Raw genomic sequence first — 16,293 nt, 5'->3', positions numbered from 1 at the left:
TTGATTTACTGATGATGTGACATTATGAAGAAAAAACTTGTTAGATTTTCGGCATTAGCGTTGGCTATTGGGTTTTTATCGGGTTGTACCATTATCCCTGGTCAGGGATTAAATAGTCTGCGGAAGAACGTAGTGGAGCTTCCGGACAGCGATTACGATTTGGATAAACTGGTTAACGTTTATCCGATGACGCCGGGCCTGATCGAGCAACTCCGTCCGGAGACTGTGCTCGCTCGTCCAAACCCACAGTTGGATAATTTACTACGTAGTTACGAATATCGCATTGGGGTAGGTGATGTACTGATGGTTACGGTATGGGATCACCCGGAATTGACAACGCCTGCAGGTCAATACCGTAGCGCCAGCGACACCGGCAACTGGGTTAACTCCGACGGTACCATTTTCTATCCTTATATCGGTAAAGTACAGGTGGCGGGGAAAACGCTTAGCCAGGTACGCCAGGATATAGCCAGCCGTTTGACAACATATATCGAAAGTCCACAGGTGGACGTAAGTATTGCTGCATTCCGCTCGCAAAAAGCTTATGTGACTGGGGAAGTTGCTAAATCAGGACAACAACCGATTACAAACATTCCTCTTACTGTCATGGATGCTATTAATGCAGCAGGTGGTTTAGCTGAAAATGCAGATTGGCGTAACGTTGTTCTAACCCATAATGGTAAAGATACTAAAATCTCATTATATGCATTAATGCAAAAGGGCGACTTAACGCAAAACCATATGCTCTATCCAGGAGACATCCTTTTTGTTCCTCGTAATGATGATCTTAAAGTTTTTGTGATGGGTGAAGTTGGTAAACAAACCACAATGAAGATGGATCGAAGTGGTATGACCCTAGCCGAGGCTTTAGGGAATGCTGAAGGGGTATCTCAGGAAATGAGCGATGCAACAGGGATATTTGTTATACGTCAATTGAAATCCAATAAGCAGGGAAAAATTGCTGATATATATCAATTAAATGCACAAGACGCATCAGCAATGGTTCTAGGAACAGAATTCCAATTACAACCATATGACATCGTTTATGTCACTACAGCACCTTTGGTACGCTGGAATCGAGTAATCTCTCAATTAGTACCAACTATAACAGGTGTACATGATATGACAGAAACAGTTCGTTATATTAAGAGATGGCCTAATTAATGTTTAACTCTATACTTGTAATATGTACCGGGAATATATGTCGTTCACCAATAGGTGAGCGCTTATTACAAAAGTATCTACAAAACAAAACTGTTGACTCTGCTGGTGTAGGGGCTTTAGTAGATTATCCTGCGGATGATTCCGCAATAAGGATAGCAGCTACGCATAATCTTTCACTGAACAATCATCAGGGTAAACAATTCACGTCTTCGATGGCCCGAAAATATGATTTAATACTTGTGATGGAGAAGGCGCATATAGAAAAAGTAACTCATATCGCACCGGAAGCACGTGGGAAAGTAATGTTGCTAGGCCATTGGATAGGTGAAAGAGAGATTCCTGATCCCTATCGTAAAAGTGATGAAGCATTTGAGTTAGTATATCAATTAATTGACCAAAGCTGTAAAAGTTGGGTCGCAAAATTAGGTAGATAACATCAGGATATAAGGTATGACATCAGTAATGAATAATAAGCCTTCTCCCGTAGATTCCGATGACATCGATTTAGGCCGTTTAATTGGTGAATTGATTGATCATCGCAAGTTAATAGTTGCGATAACTACAGGGTTTACAGTAATCGCGGTATTTTATGCTCTGTTAGCTACGCCAATCTATCAGGCAAATGCATTGGTACAAGTTGAACAAAAACAGGGTAATACAATTTTAAGTAATTTAAGCCAAATATTACCTGATAGCCAACCGCAGTCTGCACCAGAAATCACTCTGTTACAATCTAGAATGATTCTAGGTAAAACAGTAGATGATTTAGGATTGCAAACCCAGATAAAACAGAAGTTTTTCCCTGTAATTGGGAGAGGCTTAGCTAGAATAATGGGAAATAAATTGGGTGCAATTGAGGTAAAAGATCTTTACTTGCCTGATAATAAAAGTGGTGAAAATCCAGAGGTAATCTTAACTGTAATTGATAAAGATAATTACTCAATAGAAGCGGATGGATTTGATTTTAATGCCAAGGTAGGTGAATTGGTCGAAAAGAATGGAATGTCGATTTTAGTTACAACGATTGAGGCTGAGCCTGGTAGTAAATTTAGTATTAACTACCTGACGCGTCTAAAAGCAATGAATATGCTACAAAATTCATTTGGAGTTGCTGATCAAGGAAAAGACACTGGCATGCTAACGCTGACAATGACTGGTGACAATCCACAGCAAATTACAAAAATTTTAGATAGTATTAGTCAAAATTATTTAGCACAAAATGTGGAGCGTCAAGCTGCTCAAGATGCGAAAAGTTTAGATTTTTTAAACCAACAATTACCTAAAGTCCGAAATGATTTAGATCAAGCTGAGGATAAGTTAAATGCTTATCGTAAGCAACGTGATTCAGTCGATTTGACAATGGAAGCGAAGTCAGTATTAGATCAAATTGTTAATGTGGATAACCAGCTTAATGAGATCACATTCAGAGAAGCCGAAATATCACAACTCTACACTAAAGAGCATCCAACTTATAAAGCATTAATGGAAAAAAGGCAAACACTCCAAAATGAAAAAACAAAGTTAAATAAAAAAGTAAGTTCGATGCCATCGACACAGCAAGAGGTGCTTAGGCTTAGTCGTGATGTTGAATCTGGAAGAGCTGTGTATCTTCAATTACTTAATCGACAACAAGAGTTGAATATAGCCAAATCTAGCGCAATAGGTAATGTGAGAATAATTGATAATGCAGTTAGTGAACCAAAACCAATTAAACCCAACAAACCACTAATTGTTGTGGTCGGATTTATCTTTGGCTTATTGTTTTCAGTTGGGATGGTTTTATTAAGAATTCTATTAAGACGCGGTATTGAATCGCCAGAACAATTAGAAGAAATGGGAATAAATGTTTACGCTAGTGTACCTGTTTCTGAATGGCTAAGTAAAAACTTAGCGAAAAATAAAATTAACAGAAAAGAGTCTGATATTTTACTAGCAGTAGAAAATCCTGCAGATTTAGCCGTTGAAGCGATTAGGGGGTTACGGACTAGCCTTCATTTTGCAATGATGGAAGCCAAAAATAATATACTTATGATTTCTGGCGCTAGTCCAAATGCTGGTAAGACATTCATCAGTACAAATTTGGCTGCAACAATCGCATTAACAGGAAAGAAGGTACTTTTTATCGACGCAGATCTAAGAAAAGGGTTTGTGCATAAAATGTTTGGCGGTAACAATGAGCATGGTCTGTCAGACATTCTTTCTGGACAAACCACTCTCGATAATTCTTTAAAGCATGTTAAAGAAGGGGGCTTTGATTATATTGGACGTGGTGCGGTTCCGCCTAATCCTGCAGAATTGTTAATGCATCCACGATTTGAAACCCTTTTGAAAAAAGTAAGCAATGAATATGATTTGGTAATTATTGACACGCCACCTATTTTGGCCGTGACCGATGCGGCTATTATTGGCAGATATGCAGGTACGACTCTTCTTGTCGCTAGGTTTGAAATCAATACGCCTAAAGAGTTAATGGTAAGTGTGAAACGCTTTGAACAAAGCGGTATCACAATCAAAGGATGTATTCTGAATGGTATTGTAAAGAAAGCCAGCAGCTATTATGGCTACGGATATAGCCATTATGGCTACTCCTACGAGGATAAAAAATAATACAAATTTGGCCCTTTTTAAGGGCCATTTTGAGATATATTAGAAGAATAGTAATTTAACTTGTCTTCAATAGGCAGAGGAAATTATGACGCATTTAGCGAAGAATATAGGCTGCACTATTGCCTTAGTTGTGTCTGATTTTATTAGTTTTGTGCTTTCATTATATTTAGCTGTTGGTCTTTTAGCTGTATCAATGACTGATTTTGAAACTAGAGTTCCGGGTGAACAACTTGATACTTGGATTTTGTTACATTTACTTCTTGGAGTGTGTTGTGTCGCTTGGTATGGTATAAGGCTTAGGCATTATTTTTATCGAAAAACATTTTGGTATGAACTAAAAGAAATTTTAAGAACATTAATTATTTTCGCTGTTATTGAAATGGCGGTGATGGCTTTTGCGAAATGGTATTTTTCTCGCTATGTTTGGCTATTAACTTGGCTTTTGGCTGTTTTCTTAGTACCGTTAGCCAGAATGGGGACTAAATGGTGTCTAAATAAAATAGGATTCTGGTTGCGGGATACATGGATAATTGGCAATGGGAAAAATGCAATCGAAGCTTATAAAGCTATATATAGCGAGCGGAATTTAGGCTTGAAAATTGTTGGCTTTATCGATAGTGGGAGTGCGTCAAACAATACTCATGGAACAAATGTTATTAATGGTATTGAGGTAATCAAAGCTAGCAAGGATTGGCTGGAGTCCATTGATAGGCGAACACAATTTATTGTTGCGGTTGAATCAACAGAAAGTGAGACTCGCAACAATTGGTTACGTGAGTTCATGATTAAAGGCTATAGATATGTTTCGGTTATACCTACTTTAAGAGGTGTTCCACTAGACAGTACAGATATGTCTTTCATATTTAGTCATGAAGTAATGATTTTTCGTGTTCAGCACAATCTTGCAAAATGGTCATCAAGAATAATCAAAAGGCTCTTTGATGTTGTTGGATCTCTAGGAATTATATTCATTTTATCTCCATTGTTAATATACATTAGTTATAAAGTAAAAAAGGACGGTGGACCTGCAATATATGGACATGAGAGAGTTGGGAAGAATGGGAAACCGTTTAAATGTTTGAAGTTCAGATCAATGGTTGTAAATTCCAAGGAAGTGCTTGAAAACTTATTGGCCACCGATGATTCAGCCCGTCATGAATGGGAAATGACGTTCAAATTAAAGAATGATCCTCGCATTACAAAGATAGGACAACTATTAAGAAGAACAAGTCTTGATGAGTTACCACAACTCTTCAATGTACTTAAAGGTGAAATGAGCTTGGTAGGACCTCGCCCAATTATTACTGCAGAATTAGAACGCTATAATGATGAAGTAGCATATTATTTACTTAGTAAACCAGGAATGACAGGCCTTTGGCAAGTTAGTGGGCGTAGTGATGTAGATTACGATACTCGGGTCTATTTAGATGCATGGTATGTTAAAAATTGGTCGATGTGGAATGATATTGCAATACTCTTCAAAACTACAACTGTCGTATTGAAGAGAGATGGTGCATATTGATGGTCTATTTAATGTCACAACAGAGTGTTTAGTATGAATTACTACATTGCTATACCAACCTATAATGGTGGTAGTGTTTGGAAGGAAGTAGTAGATGCAATTAAGAAAAATATCTCCTCAGATGTTTTTATCCATGTCATCGATTCCTCAAGTAAGGATGAAACAGTTTCAATTGCAAGAGAAGCAGGTTTTAATATCGTAACTATTGGAGGGCATCAATTTAACCATGGTGGAACAAGGAATCTTGCAGTATCGAACTTTGCTAAAAAATATGATGTAGTTATCTTCCTCACACAAGATGCAATACCTGAAGCTGGATTTATTGAGAATATTATCTCTGTATTTGAAAACCCTGGAGTCGCATGTGCATATGGGCGCCAACTGCCTCATAATAATGCCAACCCATTAGCTAAGCACGCAAGGTATTATAATTATCCTGCTGAGAGTTATATTGCCAGTAGAGAAACAGTAAAAGAAATGGGACTGAAAGCTGTTTTTATGTCTAATTCATTTTCGGCATATCGATTATCAGTATTTGAAGAAATTGGTGGTTTTCCATCGAATACAATTCTTTGTGAAGACATGTTTTTTGCTGGCAAAGCACTGCTCCGCGGCCATAAGATAGCATATGTCGCGGATGCCAAAGTCCGACATTCACATAATTATTCAGCAATAGAGGAATTTAAACGTTATTTTGATATTGGAGTTTTCCATGAATGTGAACCATGGATACGTCATAACTTCGGTGGTGCTGGGGGAGAAGGGAAAAAATTCATTCTTTCTGAACTAAAATTCTTGGCCGAACATTATCCACATTGGATACCTGTCGCATTCATAAATAACTTTATGAAAATTTTAGGGTACAAACTGGGACAGCGTTATAAACATATTCCGTATAGTGTGATTCAGAGATTTAGTATGCACAAAAAATTTTGGATAAAATGATCCATTAAACTCCTTTAGTATCTTAATGTTTTATAAAATATAATAAATATATTCTGACATGTAAATTTTCAGCTGAAAATATTTTGCTAAACTTAACTATACACTATCAGATTGAGAGGTTTTCTTGTCACGTATAAAAGTGCTTTATATATTGCCTGACTTGTCAAACGCCGGGCCAGTTAATATGTGTCTTAGTTTAATCAAAGGATTAGATAAAAAAATATTCGATATTCATGTTGCCGCTTTGGGTAGTGGTGAGTTAATTCATCAGTTTGAAGGTTTTGCCTCTGTTAAAATTTTCCCGCGGTCAAAAATATTGAATTTTATTAAACAAATTAAGGTGGGAAATTATGATATTATTCACTCGCATACAATAATTGCAGATTTATTTTCTTTTACAGCATGTTCTACTGCTAAAAAAATTACTACAATTCATAACTATCCTGATATAGATTCAGTATTTAGAAGAGGAAGGATTGTTGGCGGTGGTCTGTATATTTTACAAAAAATTGCCATTAGGAGTATGGTAAAGGTTGCTTGTTCTATTTCAGTGAGAGATTATTGTACAAATAAATTAAAATTTGGGAAGGTGATTGCTATACCAAACGGAGTTCCTCCTTCTGCCTATTCAACAAAAAATGTAAATGTAGATAGTGGTACTATAAACTTTTATTACTTGGGAAGTATTACAGCACGAAAGAATGTTGAAGAATTGCTCCTGGCCTTTTCCAAGTGGAGCGTAAATAAAAATGCAAAGCTTAATATCATTGGTGGTGGTGACCTTTTGGAGGCATTATCATTAAAATATAATAATAACAAAATTAAATATTATGGGAAAATATCTGAACCAGCACAGACGGTTATTGATTTTGATTGCTTCGTTTCAGCATCCAGAGCCGAAGGAATGCCTCTAGCTTTATTAGAAGCGCTAAGTTTAGGGAAAGCGTATATTTGCTCGAATATAGACCCTCATATGGAGGTCTATAAAAGTGATAATGGACGCTCTGGATTTATTTATGAGTTAGGAAACAAAGAGGAATTAATTCAATCCTTTGATAAATATTATAATACTCCAAACCGCGCCATGTTATCACAAAATGCCAAACAATGCTTTGATTTATATTATGATATGAGCATTATGTCAGAACATTACTCTAAATTATATTTAGAGATGGGTAATAAGGTATAACATCAATTTTTTAATATATGCTACAGGAATTCTGTATGGATCTTAAAAAAAGGTTTTTATTAAAAGCATTGACAGCCAACTTAATTGTGAGTGAAGCTTTATTTAAAAATCTTGTTTGGTCTGCGGAGTTTTCTGTTGAAGATCGAACGTACTTATACCCCGAGGATTTTGGTGCAAAAGGTAATGGTTTAATCGATGATAGTGCTGCTCTGGCTGATTGCCTTAGAGTAAGTATTCTGATGAAAAAAAAAGTTCGTTTTAAAGAATCAGCTAAATATCTTTGTAAGCAGACTATTAGTATAGTAGGCACGATTAAAGTCAATGCAACCGGAGCGACAATTATCAGTAATGGTAATTTTCTTGAGGTTATTGACGGTGCTGGAAGTGAATGGGTAGGCGGATTATTAAAGGCAGCATCAAAACCGTACACTATTACCTATACTCAAGACTGGAGTATACAGCGTGAAGGAACATTAGGCTACGGAAGAATGCCATTTGATAACGAGTCGCAAAGAATCAACCGAGATTTTTTAGATCAAAAAATTGGATGCGCTCTCGTATTTAGAAGTTCTAACGGTTATGCTCTAGATGGTGTAATAATAAAAAACGTAACTACGGACTATGGCAATATTATTATTGCTGGCTTCAAAAATGTTATTATTGATTCCTGTAAAATAAAAGGAGGAGCTCATATGGGAGGTTGTGCCATATTAAATGGCACAAGAGACCCTATATTGTGGGGTTACAAGAATAGGATAAATGATTTCGAATTTGCACGTGGTTATGGACACAAAATTAGTAATTCCATCTTTTATCAGTGCCGGAATAACGGTCTTTTTTTGAGTGGTTCTGAAAATGTAGTTATTGATAATTGTAAATTTATTGATAATGGAGAATCTGGATTTAAGACAGCTCAATATGTTAAAAGAAGTTGGACAAATACTAATTGCTGCTGCAAAAATATAAAAATTTCAAATTGTTATGCATCTGGACAGGGGTATGATGGTTTTGATTTGCAGAATGTTTTTGGAAGTGGTGAGCAAGTTCACATTCCATCAAATATTTTGATATCAAACTGCATTTCTGAAAATAATCGTAGAACTGGCTTTATATCACAAGGTGGTGGTAATTTTTTTGTAGAGTGTATTTCATCTAATAATGGCTCACATGGATTAGTCTCCAAATTTAGTAGAAATGTTAAAATGCTTCGGTGCAAATCCACAAATAATCTTCAGTTTTTTGATGGGATTGAATTAGGATTATTAGGCCCAGACTGTATTATGGAAGAATGTAGTGTTGTACATAACAAAGGAAACGGGAAGTATTTTTTAATAACGCATACTATTAATGATTCATCAATTAATAGGAAAGCAGGATATTCAATAAGAAATAAAGTCCAAGATCATAATAAATGTGATATTGACCCTCGTGTTATAATTATTAATTAATATTGTTTAATGAGGAATTTATGAGAACACCATTAGTATCTGTATATATCCCAACTCATAATCGCGCTAATTTACTAAAAAAAGCTGTAGAATCTGTACTAAGACAAACATATCCACATGTCGAAATTTTAATTTGTGACGATGGATCTACTGATAATACTGAAGAGGTAGTTAATCAGTTAATTGAAAGAAATTCTGGAAAGACGATTATTTATTTAAAAAATGAACAAGCTCGTGGAGCCTGTTTTAGCCGTAATAGATGTCTCCAACATTCGAAAGGTGATTTTGTTACAGGTTTGGATGATGACGACGAGTTTACGCCTGAAAGGATAAAAGCTTTTATAGATTTTGCACATGCGAAACAAATAAACTTTCTAACATCAGCACTTATGTTCCACAATGGACGCTTCTATAAGCGTGATAATAGTGTCGCTGCAGAAATTACCTTTGAAGATATGGGCTATAAAAATGTAATAGGTAATCAAGTGTTTGCTCCTCGAAATATGTTCTTGGATGTGGGGGGGTTCGATGAGACATTTCCTGCTTGGCAAGACTATGATATGTGGTTTCGTATGGTTAAAAAATTTGGACCATGTTATAGGTTAAATGACGCTACCTATATTATGAATGTAAATGAAGAGCGTAAACGTATTACTACAGGTGGTAACGCACATCAAGGATATCAAAAATTTATTTTCAAACACAAGAAAGAACTTTCTACTAACCAGCTTAAGTCATTATACCTACGCGATATAATAAATAGAAATGATACTATTTCTATTAGCGATATTCTTAAATGTGGAACCGTAAATACGGCGCTGGAAATTTCAAAATATTGGTTAAGGAAGAATATTTCCGGGTTGGATAAAATAATTGCGCTAGCAAGAAGCAAAAAAACATCATAATAAAGTAAATGGATTTATATCTCTTCAGGTGACTTTTCATATGAACAATAAGTTTATTATTTCATTTTGGTCTTTTTTATTGTTGTTTATTCTTCCCGTAGCCGGATTTATTACATCTTTTTTTGCTCTAAGGCCGAATAAAAATAATAATCGCGTTTATTTAATAATGGCGCTTTTTTATTTTTTCTTTATGATCAGATATCCACCATTTTCGGATTCTTATTTCAGATTTTTGCAATACCAAAGTCTGTATTCATTATCTGGTGTGTTTAGTTCGGGGAATGATATATTATTCTATTTGAGTGCATTCATAGCAAAAAAAATAGGTGTCGACTTTTACTTAATACCTGCGTTCTACTCCTTTTTAATGGTTTATTTTTCATTGTCTGCATTTGGCGTTGTTATTAATAAAGAAGTGTATTGCACAAATGATAAGAAATTTATTTTTGCCCATGTGGTTTTTATCTCTACGTTAAATATCCTTAACTGGGCGGCTGGAATCAGATATGGCATGGCCATGATATGGATGGTGGCTGGAATAATTTACTTCCTCTATGATTCCAGAAAGCTCGGTATTTTATTAATTCTGTTCTCTGTATTTATGCATTTTTCAATGCTGTTTTTCTTACCTGTTATTTTTATAAATAGATTCTATAAACTTAAAAGTAAAAAAATAATTGTGCCGGTCTGTATCTTTTTTTACTTTTTAAGCACAACTATACTACCATTAATTTTATCTAGTATAACATTTTGGGGAATATCAGACCATTCTTCTATATATGTTGATGGTATGTATTCACGGCAGAATAGCAACTTCAATGCAATGTTTATATCAATTCTAGGTTATGTTTTTTTTGGGGTTTTACTTTTATCATTTGTAACTGATAGAAATCATAGATTTAAAATAGATGAGTTTACAGGGATATGTTCTATGGCTATTTTTCTCTCTGCTTCATCTATAACTGGCTTTGGTAGATTTATTGCCTTGTGCAACTTTTTTTTGGTGTCGCGATTTCTTATTGTTTATCTCGAGGGGAATTTTAGTATTCTCTCATTTAAGAAGTTATTTATATTATTCTTTTGTGTTGTTAATATTTTTCTTTTTGATATCTATCTTCAGCGCGATCAAATTTTCATGGCCAAAATGTGGCAAGGATTATATAAATCACCAGTCACTCTTTTAGACTATTCTCAGACTGACTATAATAAATATCTTTATCAAATTAATGCTGATGGTACTTGGATTCAACATGATCGAGATTCATATTAATTATCAATAATAATAGCGGTTAATATATGAAATTAAAAGAACAAGTAGGATTTTCTATTAATGAAAAGGCGACTGTCCTTCCTTGTAAGAAGGATTATAAACCTAAAAGTTGGGGAGTGGGAGGTGTTATAGACCAAGACGGTAAATTCATAGATAGTTCCGGATTATATATGAATTGGATTTCGTTTGGTGGAAAGTACGATTTTAATGCAGATGATGTTAAGCATGAAAATAAAAATGTAATTTGGTTTGGATTTTTTTACAAACATTGGGGGCATTTTCTTCTGGATTTTTTAAGCAGGATGTGGTATTTGCTTGAGCAATATAATGGTGAGGATATTATTTATGTTAGCCATGATCAAACCATAGACTCAAATTATATTCTTTTTTTTAAACTATTAGGAATAGATGAATCAAAAGTTCGAAGGATAACATCTCCGACATCCTTCAATGCCGTAATAATTCCCGACTATTCACGAACAGAGGATTATTATAATGAAAATTATTTGAAGATTTTTGAGGTTATTTCAAATAAAGTATTGAACGATGCTACTCAACAGGAAAAAAATAAATTTTTAGGTAAGTCATTTTATCTTTCTCGTTCTAAATTTAGTGATGCTAATAAAAAAGAGATAGGTGAGAACGGCATAGAAGCTGCTTTCAATACTGCAGGATTTGAATCAATTTCTCCTGAGGTTTTGACTCTACCACAGCAGTTATTACTATGGAATTTGTCGTCAAAAGTAGCTTGTATAAATGGAACGCTACCACTTAATTTTTTATTTGGAAGTAATAGTCTAAATTTAATTGTTCTTAATAAGACCAATCTTGTTCATCGAAATCTTGATGACGTTCTGGAAATTAAAAAGCACAAGACTGTAGTTTTTATCGATGCGTTCGAGCCTTGCTTTAGATGGGCGTCTAAAAATATTGGTGATGGACCTTTTGTCTTGAAGGTTACACCTTCTCTGCAAAAGTACTTAGGTATCAAAAACACTCATCAATATGGAGTTCGTTTCTATATCAAGGCCTCGCTGTTTGTATTTTCTTTCAAATTAAAATATTTTTCCGTTAGAATAATCAAAAAGATTGCCAAAAAAACTTTAAATATAATTGCTCTATTCAATATAAAGACGAATAACCATGAATAATATTGCGATTCTAGTAGTGCTATACGATAAAGAATTGATAGACTCCAAAACATTAACATCGTTGGTTAACTTTGACTTTAATTTTAATTCATTAGTTATTTATAACAACGGACCCGTCAATTTGGCTGTTAACGAGCAGTTTGTGAATAGTTTATATCACAAATTTAAATCTGTGAAAATCGTCAACGATTTAAATAATTCTCCTTTGAGTAAGATTTATAATAATTTTATTTCGGAAATTGAAGTTTCTTCATATGTTATCTTGGATGATGACACAGAGTTAAATCCTAGTTATATTGATATGTTAAATGATAATTATTTAAAACCAAAATATGATATTGTAGTTCCTAAAATCATATCGAAGGGTGGAGAACAGTATTATCCCATATCTAATGGTTCGCCAGTTATTACTGAAGGAGATGTTAATAACTTACCTAACCTATTATCTATAACTTCTGGAGTTGTCATAAACAATACTCTACTAGCAAAGATCAATGTTCTTAATAACCGTGTTTTTGACGAGCGATATGCATTATATGGTGTAGATACCAGTTTTTTCAAAAATATATCCAAGAATAAGCGAGTGTCGATAGGATTAGCTTCGCATTTATCTCATTCTTTATCTCGCGCTGAATCAATAGATTCACCTTTTAGGAGAAAAGAACGCTTATTCGATTTAGCCATTTCTACGAGATGCTATCCTAGCCTTTTCAATTATTATTATTTTATTAAGACTTTAATTAAGTTATTTTTTTCCAGAAACTTTAAACTTGCATTATCAGTAGTAGATGTTTTTTGTAAAGGTAGACATCCCAAATGCTAAATTCAAACTTTACGTGCATTATATACTGTGTGAATAATGTTTTTTTTATTGAGCCTTTCAAACTCGATGGGACATGCATATGACTTTATTAAAAAACGCTCAATGGAATATGCTTTCCCAGTTTTTTAAAATGCTTGTCCAATTAATTAATGTTATTTATTTAGCTAAAATAATACCTCCCGCGGAATATGGTATTATGGCCATGGCTCTGGTTATTATAAATCTTGGTATCTTGTTACGCGATTTAGGTACTTCTGCAGCTATTATCCAAAAAAAATCTTTAAGTCAAGATTTAGTAAATACGGTTTTCTGGCTTAACAGTTTTATGGGATTAGCTTTAGCTATTATCGTAGCTGTTTCAGCACCTTTTGTCTCATCTTTTTATGGACAGGTGAAACTATTTCCAGTTTTAATTTTATTAAGTATTACTTTTCCATTATCTAGTTGCGCTGCAACACACTTAGCCTTACTTGAAAGAGAGTCTCGTTTTAAAACAATATCTTTTATCGAAGTCTCATCCTCTATTATTGCAGTGATTGTAGCAATTACTATGGCAAATATGGGGTTTGGTGTGTTTAGTTTGGTTGGCCAAGCTATCATTCTTAATCTTATGTCAGCAATTCAGTTTTGGCGTGCGTCAAAGTGGAGACCTTATTTCAAACAATTTATTAACCTTGATGAACTTCGAAGTATTTTTGGATTTAGTGCTAATTTATCTCTTTTTAATTTTATTAATTATTTTTCGAGAAATACTGATAGTTTTATAATAGGTAAGTTTTTTTCTGCAGCAATATTGGGTAGTTATAACCTTGCTTACAGACTTATGTTATTTCCTATTCAGACATTAACTTTTGTTGCCAATAGATCCTTATATCCAATTTTAAGCAGGCATCAAGATGATAATTCAGTGATTTCGAAAAACTATTTTAATTGTGTGTTCATTATTTTGATGTTGACAACACCATTAATGAGTGGGTTAGCTTTCTATAGCACTCCATTTATATATTTAGTTTTTGGAAGTCAATGGTTTTTAACTGCGGAGATTCTGCGTTGGCTTGCACCTACGGCAATTATTCAAGCGGTTTTGAGTACAACAGGTGCAGTATTTATGGCTAAAGCTAAGACAGACGTCTTAATGCGTTTAGGTTTTCTTGGGACTTTTTTACAAGTAAGTTCTTTTATTATTGGTGTACAATATGATATTAAGATATTTGCAATGTGTTATTTTATTGCAAATTGTCTTAATTTCTTTCCAGTAATGTTTTGCTTATTTAAAATTATTGATGTATCTTTTATCGATTTCTTCAAGCGAATTAGTCCCATTTTTGTGTCTTCTTTACTTATGGTGCTATTTTTATATGCACTTTCAATTATATATCCAGTAAATGATATTGCCAACTTATTAGTCCTTGTGTTATTTGCTGTGGCAGGTGCATTTGTTTATATTCTCGCTTTATTTTTAGTGTCTAGCGATTTTCGAAGTTATTTTATTGCTCGTGTACTGAAGAGGCATTGATATATAATCATTTTTATCTTCCCTAGAAAGTCATATACTTATTCTTGGTGTGGATTTTATTTTTATAAATGTTCTATCAGTTATCTCCTCTTTGAGTTAAAATTATCTAACATGATTAATTTTGCTACTTTGTGCATTGACCAAACCTGACAGGAGTATGTAATGTCCAAGCAACAGATCGGAGTTGTCGGTATGGCTGTGATGGGGCGTAACCTAGCGCTGAACATCGAAAGCCGAGGTTATACCGTCTCCGTTTTCAACCGCTCCCGTGAAAAGACCGAAGAAGTTATTGCCGAAAATCCAGGCAAGAAATTGGTTCCTTACTACACAGTACAAGAGTTTGTTGAATCTCTCGAAACACCACGTCGTATCCTGTTGATGGTGAAGGCCGGTGCTGGCACCGACAGCGCCATCGATTCCCTGAAGCCTTACCTCGACAAAGGCGACATCATCATTGATGGCGGTAACACCTTCTTCCAGGACACCATCCGTCGTAACCGTGAGCTGTCTGCTGAAGGTTTCAACTTTATCGGTACCGGTGTTTCCGGTGGTGAAGAGGGGGCTCTGAAAGGACCTTCCATCATGCCTGGTGGGCAGAAAGAAGCCTATGAGTTAGTTGCTCCAATTCTGAAGCAGATCGCGGCGGTTGCAGAAGACGGTGAGCCATGTGTGACCTATATCGGTGCTGACGGTGCTGGCCATTATGTGAAGATGGTTCATAACGGCATCGAGTATGGTGACATGCAGCTGATTGCCGAAGCTTATGCGCTGTTGAAAGGCGGTCTTGCACTTTCCAACGAAGAGCTGGCGAAAACTTTTACCGAATGGAATGAAGGTGAGCTAAGCAGCTACCTGATCGACATTACCAAAGATATCTTCACCAAGAAGGATGAAGAAGGTAAGTACCTCGTTGATGTCATTCTTGATGAAGCAGCAAACAAAGGTACCGGTAAGTGGACCAGCCAGAGTTCACTGGATCTCGGCGAACCTCTGTCTCTGATCACCGAGTCCGTGTTTGCTCGCTATATTTCTTCGCTTAAAGACCAGCGTGTAGCCGCTTCGAAAGTGCTGAGTGGTCCGCAGGCCCAGCCGGCCGGTGATAAAGCTGAATTTATCGAAAAAGTGCGTCGCGCGTTGTACCTCGGTAAAATCGTCTCCTATGCTCAGGGCTTCTCCCAGCTGCGTGCTGCTTCTGATGAATACAACTGGGATCTTAACTACGGCGAGATCGCTAAGATTTTCCGCGCTGGCTGCATCATTCGTGCGCAGTTCCTGCAAAAGATCACCGATGCTTATGCGCAAAATGCTGGCATTGCTAACCTTTTGCTGGCGCCGTACTTCAAACAGATCGCTGATGACTATCAGCAGGCGCTGCGTGATGTCGTGGCCTATGCCGTGCAGAATGGTATTCCGGTACCGACGTTCTCTGCCGCAATTGCCTATTACGACAGCTATCGTTCCGCAGTTCTGCCAGCTAACCTGATTCAGGCTCAGCGCGATTACTTTGGTGCGCACACCTATAAGCGTACCGATAAGGAAGGCGTTTTCCACACTGAGTGGTTAGATTAATATTTATATTATTAGACCTTCATGACTTTATTGGAGGTCTAATAAAAAGCTTGAGTATTATCAAGATCTATTATGATGAATAGTGAAAAATTAAGAATTTCGCTATTTGTTTTTAAAGTGTTCCTCCGATATTATCCCCATAAAATTACATCTCAAACATTTTAATATGGAGATGTATGCAATT

The 16,293-nt window shown here is 35.5% G+C and carries 11 protein-coding genes; all 11 read left to right on the top strand.

The window, feature by feature from the left end:
• The first annotated feature begins 24 nt into the window (after positions 1-24).
• The 11 genes from KPHS_35690 (at position 25) to KPHS_35590 (ending at position 16,109) form a co-directional block, all read left to right on the top strand.
• The gene (locus KPHS_35690; protein YP_005227869.1) at positions 25-1,164 is read left to right on the top strand and encodes a polysaccharide export protein; all 1,140 of its coding nucleotides are present in this window, start codon (positions 25-27) and stop codon (positions 1,162-1,164) included.
• A 450-nt stretch (positions 1,165-1,614) separates the two neighbouring features.
• Positions 1,615-3,771: a putative transmembrane protein Wzc gene (locus KPHS_35680; RefSeq protein ID YP_005227868.1), complete on the top strand. Its 2,157-nt coding sequence runs from the start codon at positions 1,615-1,617 to the stop codon at positions 3,769-3,771.
• An 85-nt stretch (positions 3,772-3,856) separates the two neighbouring features.
• Complete coding sequence (locus tag KPHS_35670) at positions 3,857-5,293, top strand: UDP-Gal::undecaprenolphosphate Gal-1-P transferase (RefSeq protein YP_005227867.1); 1,437 nt, start codon at positions 3,857-3,859, stop codon at positions 5,291-5,293.
• A gap of 477 nt (positions 5,294-5,770) precedes the next feature.
• A complete protein-coding gene (locus KPHS_35660; RefSeq protein ID YP_005227866.1) occupies positions 5,771-6,238 on the top strand; it encodes a glycosyl transferase family protein in 468 nt (155 codons plus the stop codon).
• Between the two features lie 124 nt (positions 6,239-6,362).
• Positions 6,363-7,427, top strand: a complete 1,065-nt coding sequence (locus KPHS_35650; RefSeq protein YP_005227865.1) for a glycosyltransferase — start codon at positions 6,363-6,365, stop codon at positions 7,425-7,427.
• A gap of 35 nt (positions 7,428-7,462) precedes the next feature.
• On the top strand, positions 7,463-8,875 hold the full coding sequence (locus tag KPHS_35640; protein YP_005227864.1) for a carbohydrate lyase: 1,413 nt from the start codon (positions 7,463-7,465) through the stop codon (positions 8,873-8,875).
• 623 nt (positions 8,876-9,498) lie between these two features.
• A complete protein-coding gene (locus KPHS_35630) occupies positions 9,499-9,780 on the top strand; it encodes a family 2 glycosyl transferase (protein ID YP_005227863.1) in 282 nt (93 codons plus the stop codon).
• Positions 9,781-9,820: 40 nt separating this feature from the next.
• On the top strand, positions 9,821-11,050 hold the full coding sequence (locus KPHS_35620) for an EpsG family protein (protein ID YP_005227862.1): 1,230 nt from the start codon (positions 9,821-9,823) through the stop codon (positions 11,048-11,050).
• Positions 11,051-11,220: 170 nt separating this feature from the next.
• The gene (locus KPHS_35610; protein YP_005227861.1) at positions 11,221-12,201 is read left to right on the top strand and encodes a glycosyltransferase family 61 protein; all 981 of its coding nucleotides are present in this window, start codon (positions 11,221-11,223) and stop codon (positions 12,199-12,201) included.
• 902 nt (positions 12,202-13,103) lie between these two features.
• On the top strand, positions 13,104-14,540 hold the full coding sequence (locus KPHS_35600) for a polysaccharide biosynthesis protein (protein ID YP_005227860.1): 1,437 nt from the start codon (positions 13,104-13,106) through the stop codon (positions 14,538-14,540).
• Positions 14,541-14,702: 162 nt separating this feature from the next.
• Complete coding sequence (locus KPHS_35590; RefSeq protein ID YP_005227859.1) at positions 14,703-16,109, top strand: 6-phosphogluconate dehydrogenase; 1,407 nt, start codon at positions 14,703-14,705, stop codon at positions 16,107-16,109.
• Positions 16,110-16,293: the final 184 nt, after the last annotated feature.

The sequence above is a fragment of the Klebsiella pneumoniae subsp. pneumoniae HS11286 genome, assembly GCF_000240185.1.
Taxonomy (GTDB): domain Bacteria; phylum Pseudomonadota; class Gammaproteobacteria; order Enterobacterales; family Enterobacteriaceae; genus Klebsiella; species Klebsiella pneumoniae.
Note: the sequence above shows the minus strand (reverse complement) of the source record. Positions and strands in the feature narration are given on the sequence as shown.

Excerpts from the sequence above, each read along its gene's own strand:
- KPHS_35690 (YP_005227869.1), top strand. The coding sequence starts at position 25 with ATGAAGAAAAAACTTGTTAGATTTTCGGCATTAGCGTTGGCTATTGGG.
- KPHS_35680 (YP_005227868.1), top strand. The coding sequence starts at position 1,615 with ATGACATCAGTAATGAATAATAAGCCTTCTCCCGTAGATTCCGATGAC.
- KPHS_35670 (YP_005227867.1), top strand. The coding sequence starts at position 3,857 with ATGACGCATTTAGCGAAGAATATAGGCTGCACTATTGCCTTAGTTGTG.
- KPHS_35660 (YP_005227866.1), top strand. The coding sequence starts at position 5,771 with ATGGGACTGAAAGCTGTTTTTATGTCTAATTCATTTTCGGCATATCGA.
- KPHS_35640 (YP_005227864.1), top strand. The coding sequence starts at position 7,463 with ATGGATCTTAAAAAAAGGTTTTTATTAAAAGCATTGACAGCCAACTTA.
- KPHS_35630 (YP_005227863.1), top strand. The coding sequence starts at position 9,499 with ATGAATGTAAATGAAGAGCGTAAACGTATTACTACAGGTGGTAACGCA.
- KPHS_35620 (YP_005227862.1), top strand. The coding sequence starts at position 9,821 with ATGAACAATAAGTTTATTATTTCATTTTGGTCTTTTTTATTGTTGTTT.
- KPHS_35610 (YP_005227861.1), top strand. The coding sequence starts at position 11,221 with ATGAATTGGATTTCGTTTGGTGGAAAGTACGATTTTAATGCAGATGAT.
- KPHS_35600 (YP_005227860.1), top strand. The coding sequence starts at position 13,104 with ATGACTTTATTAAAAAACGCTCAATGGAATATGCTTTCCCAGTTTTTT.
- KPHS_35590 (YP_005227859.1), top strand. The coding sequence starts at position 14,703 with ATGTCCAAGCAACAGATCGGAGTTGTCGGTATGGCTGTGATGGGGCGT.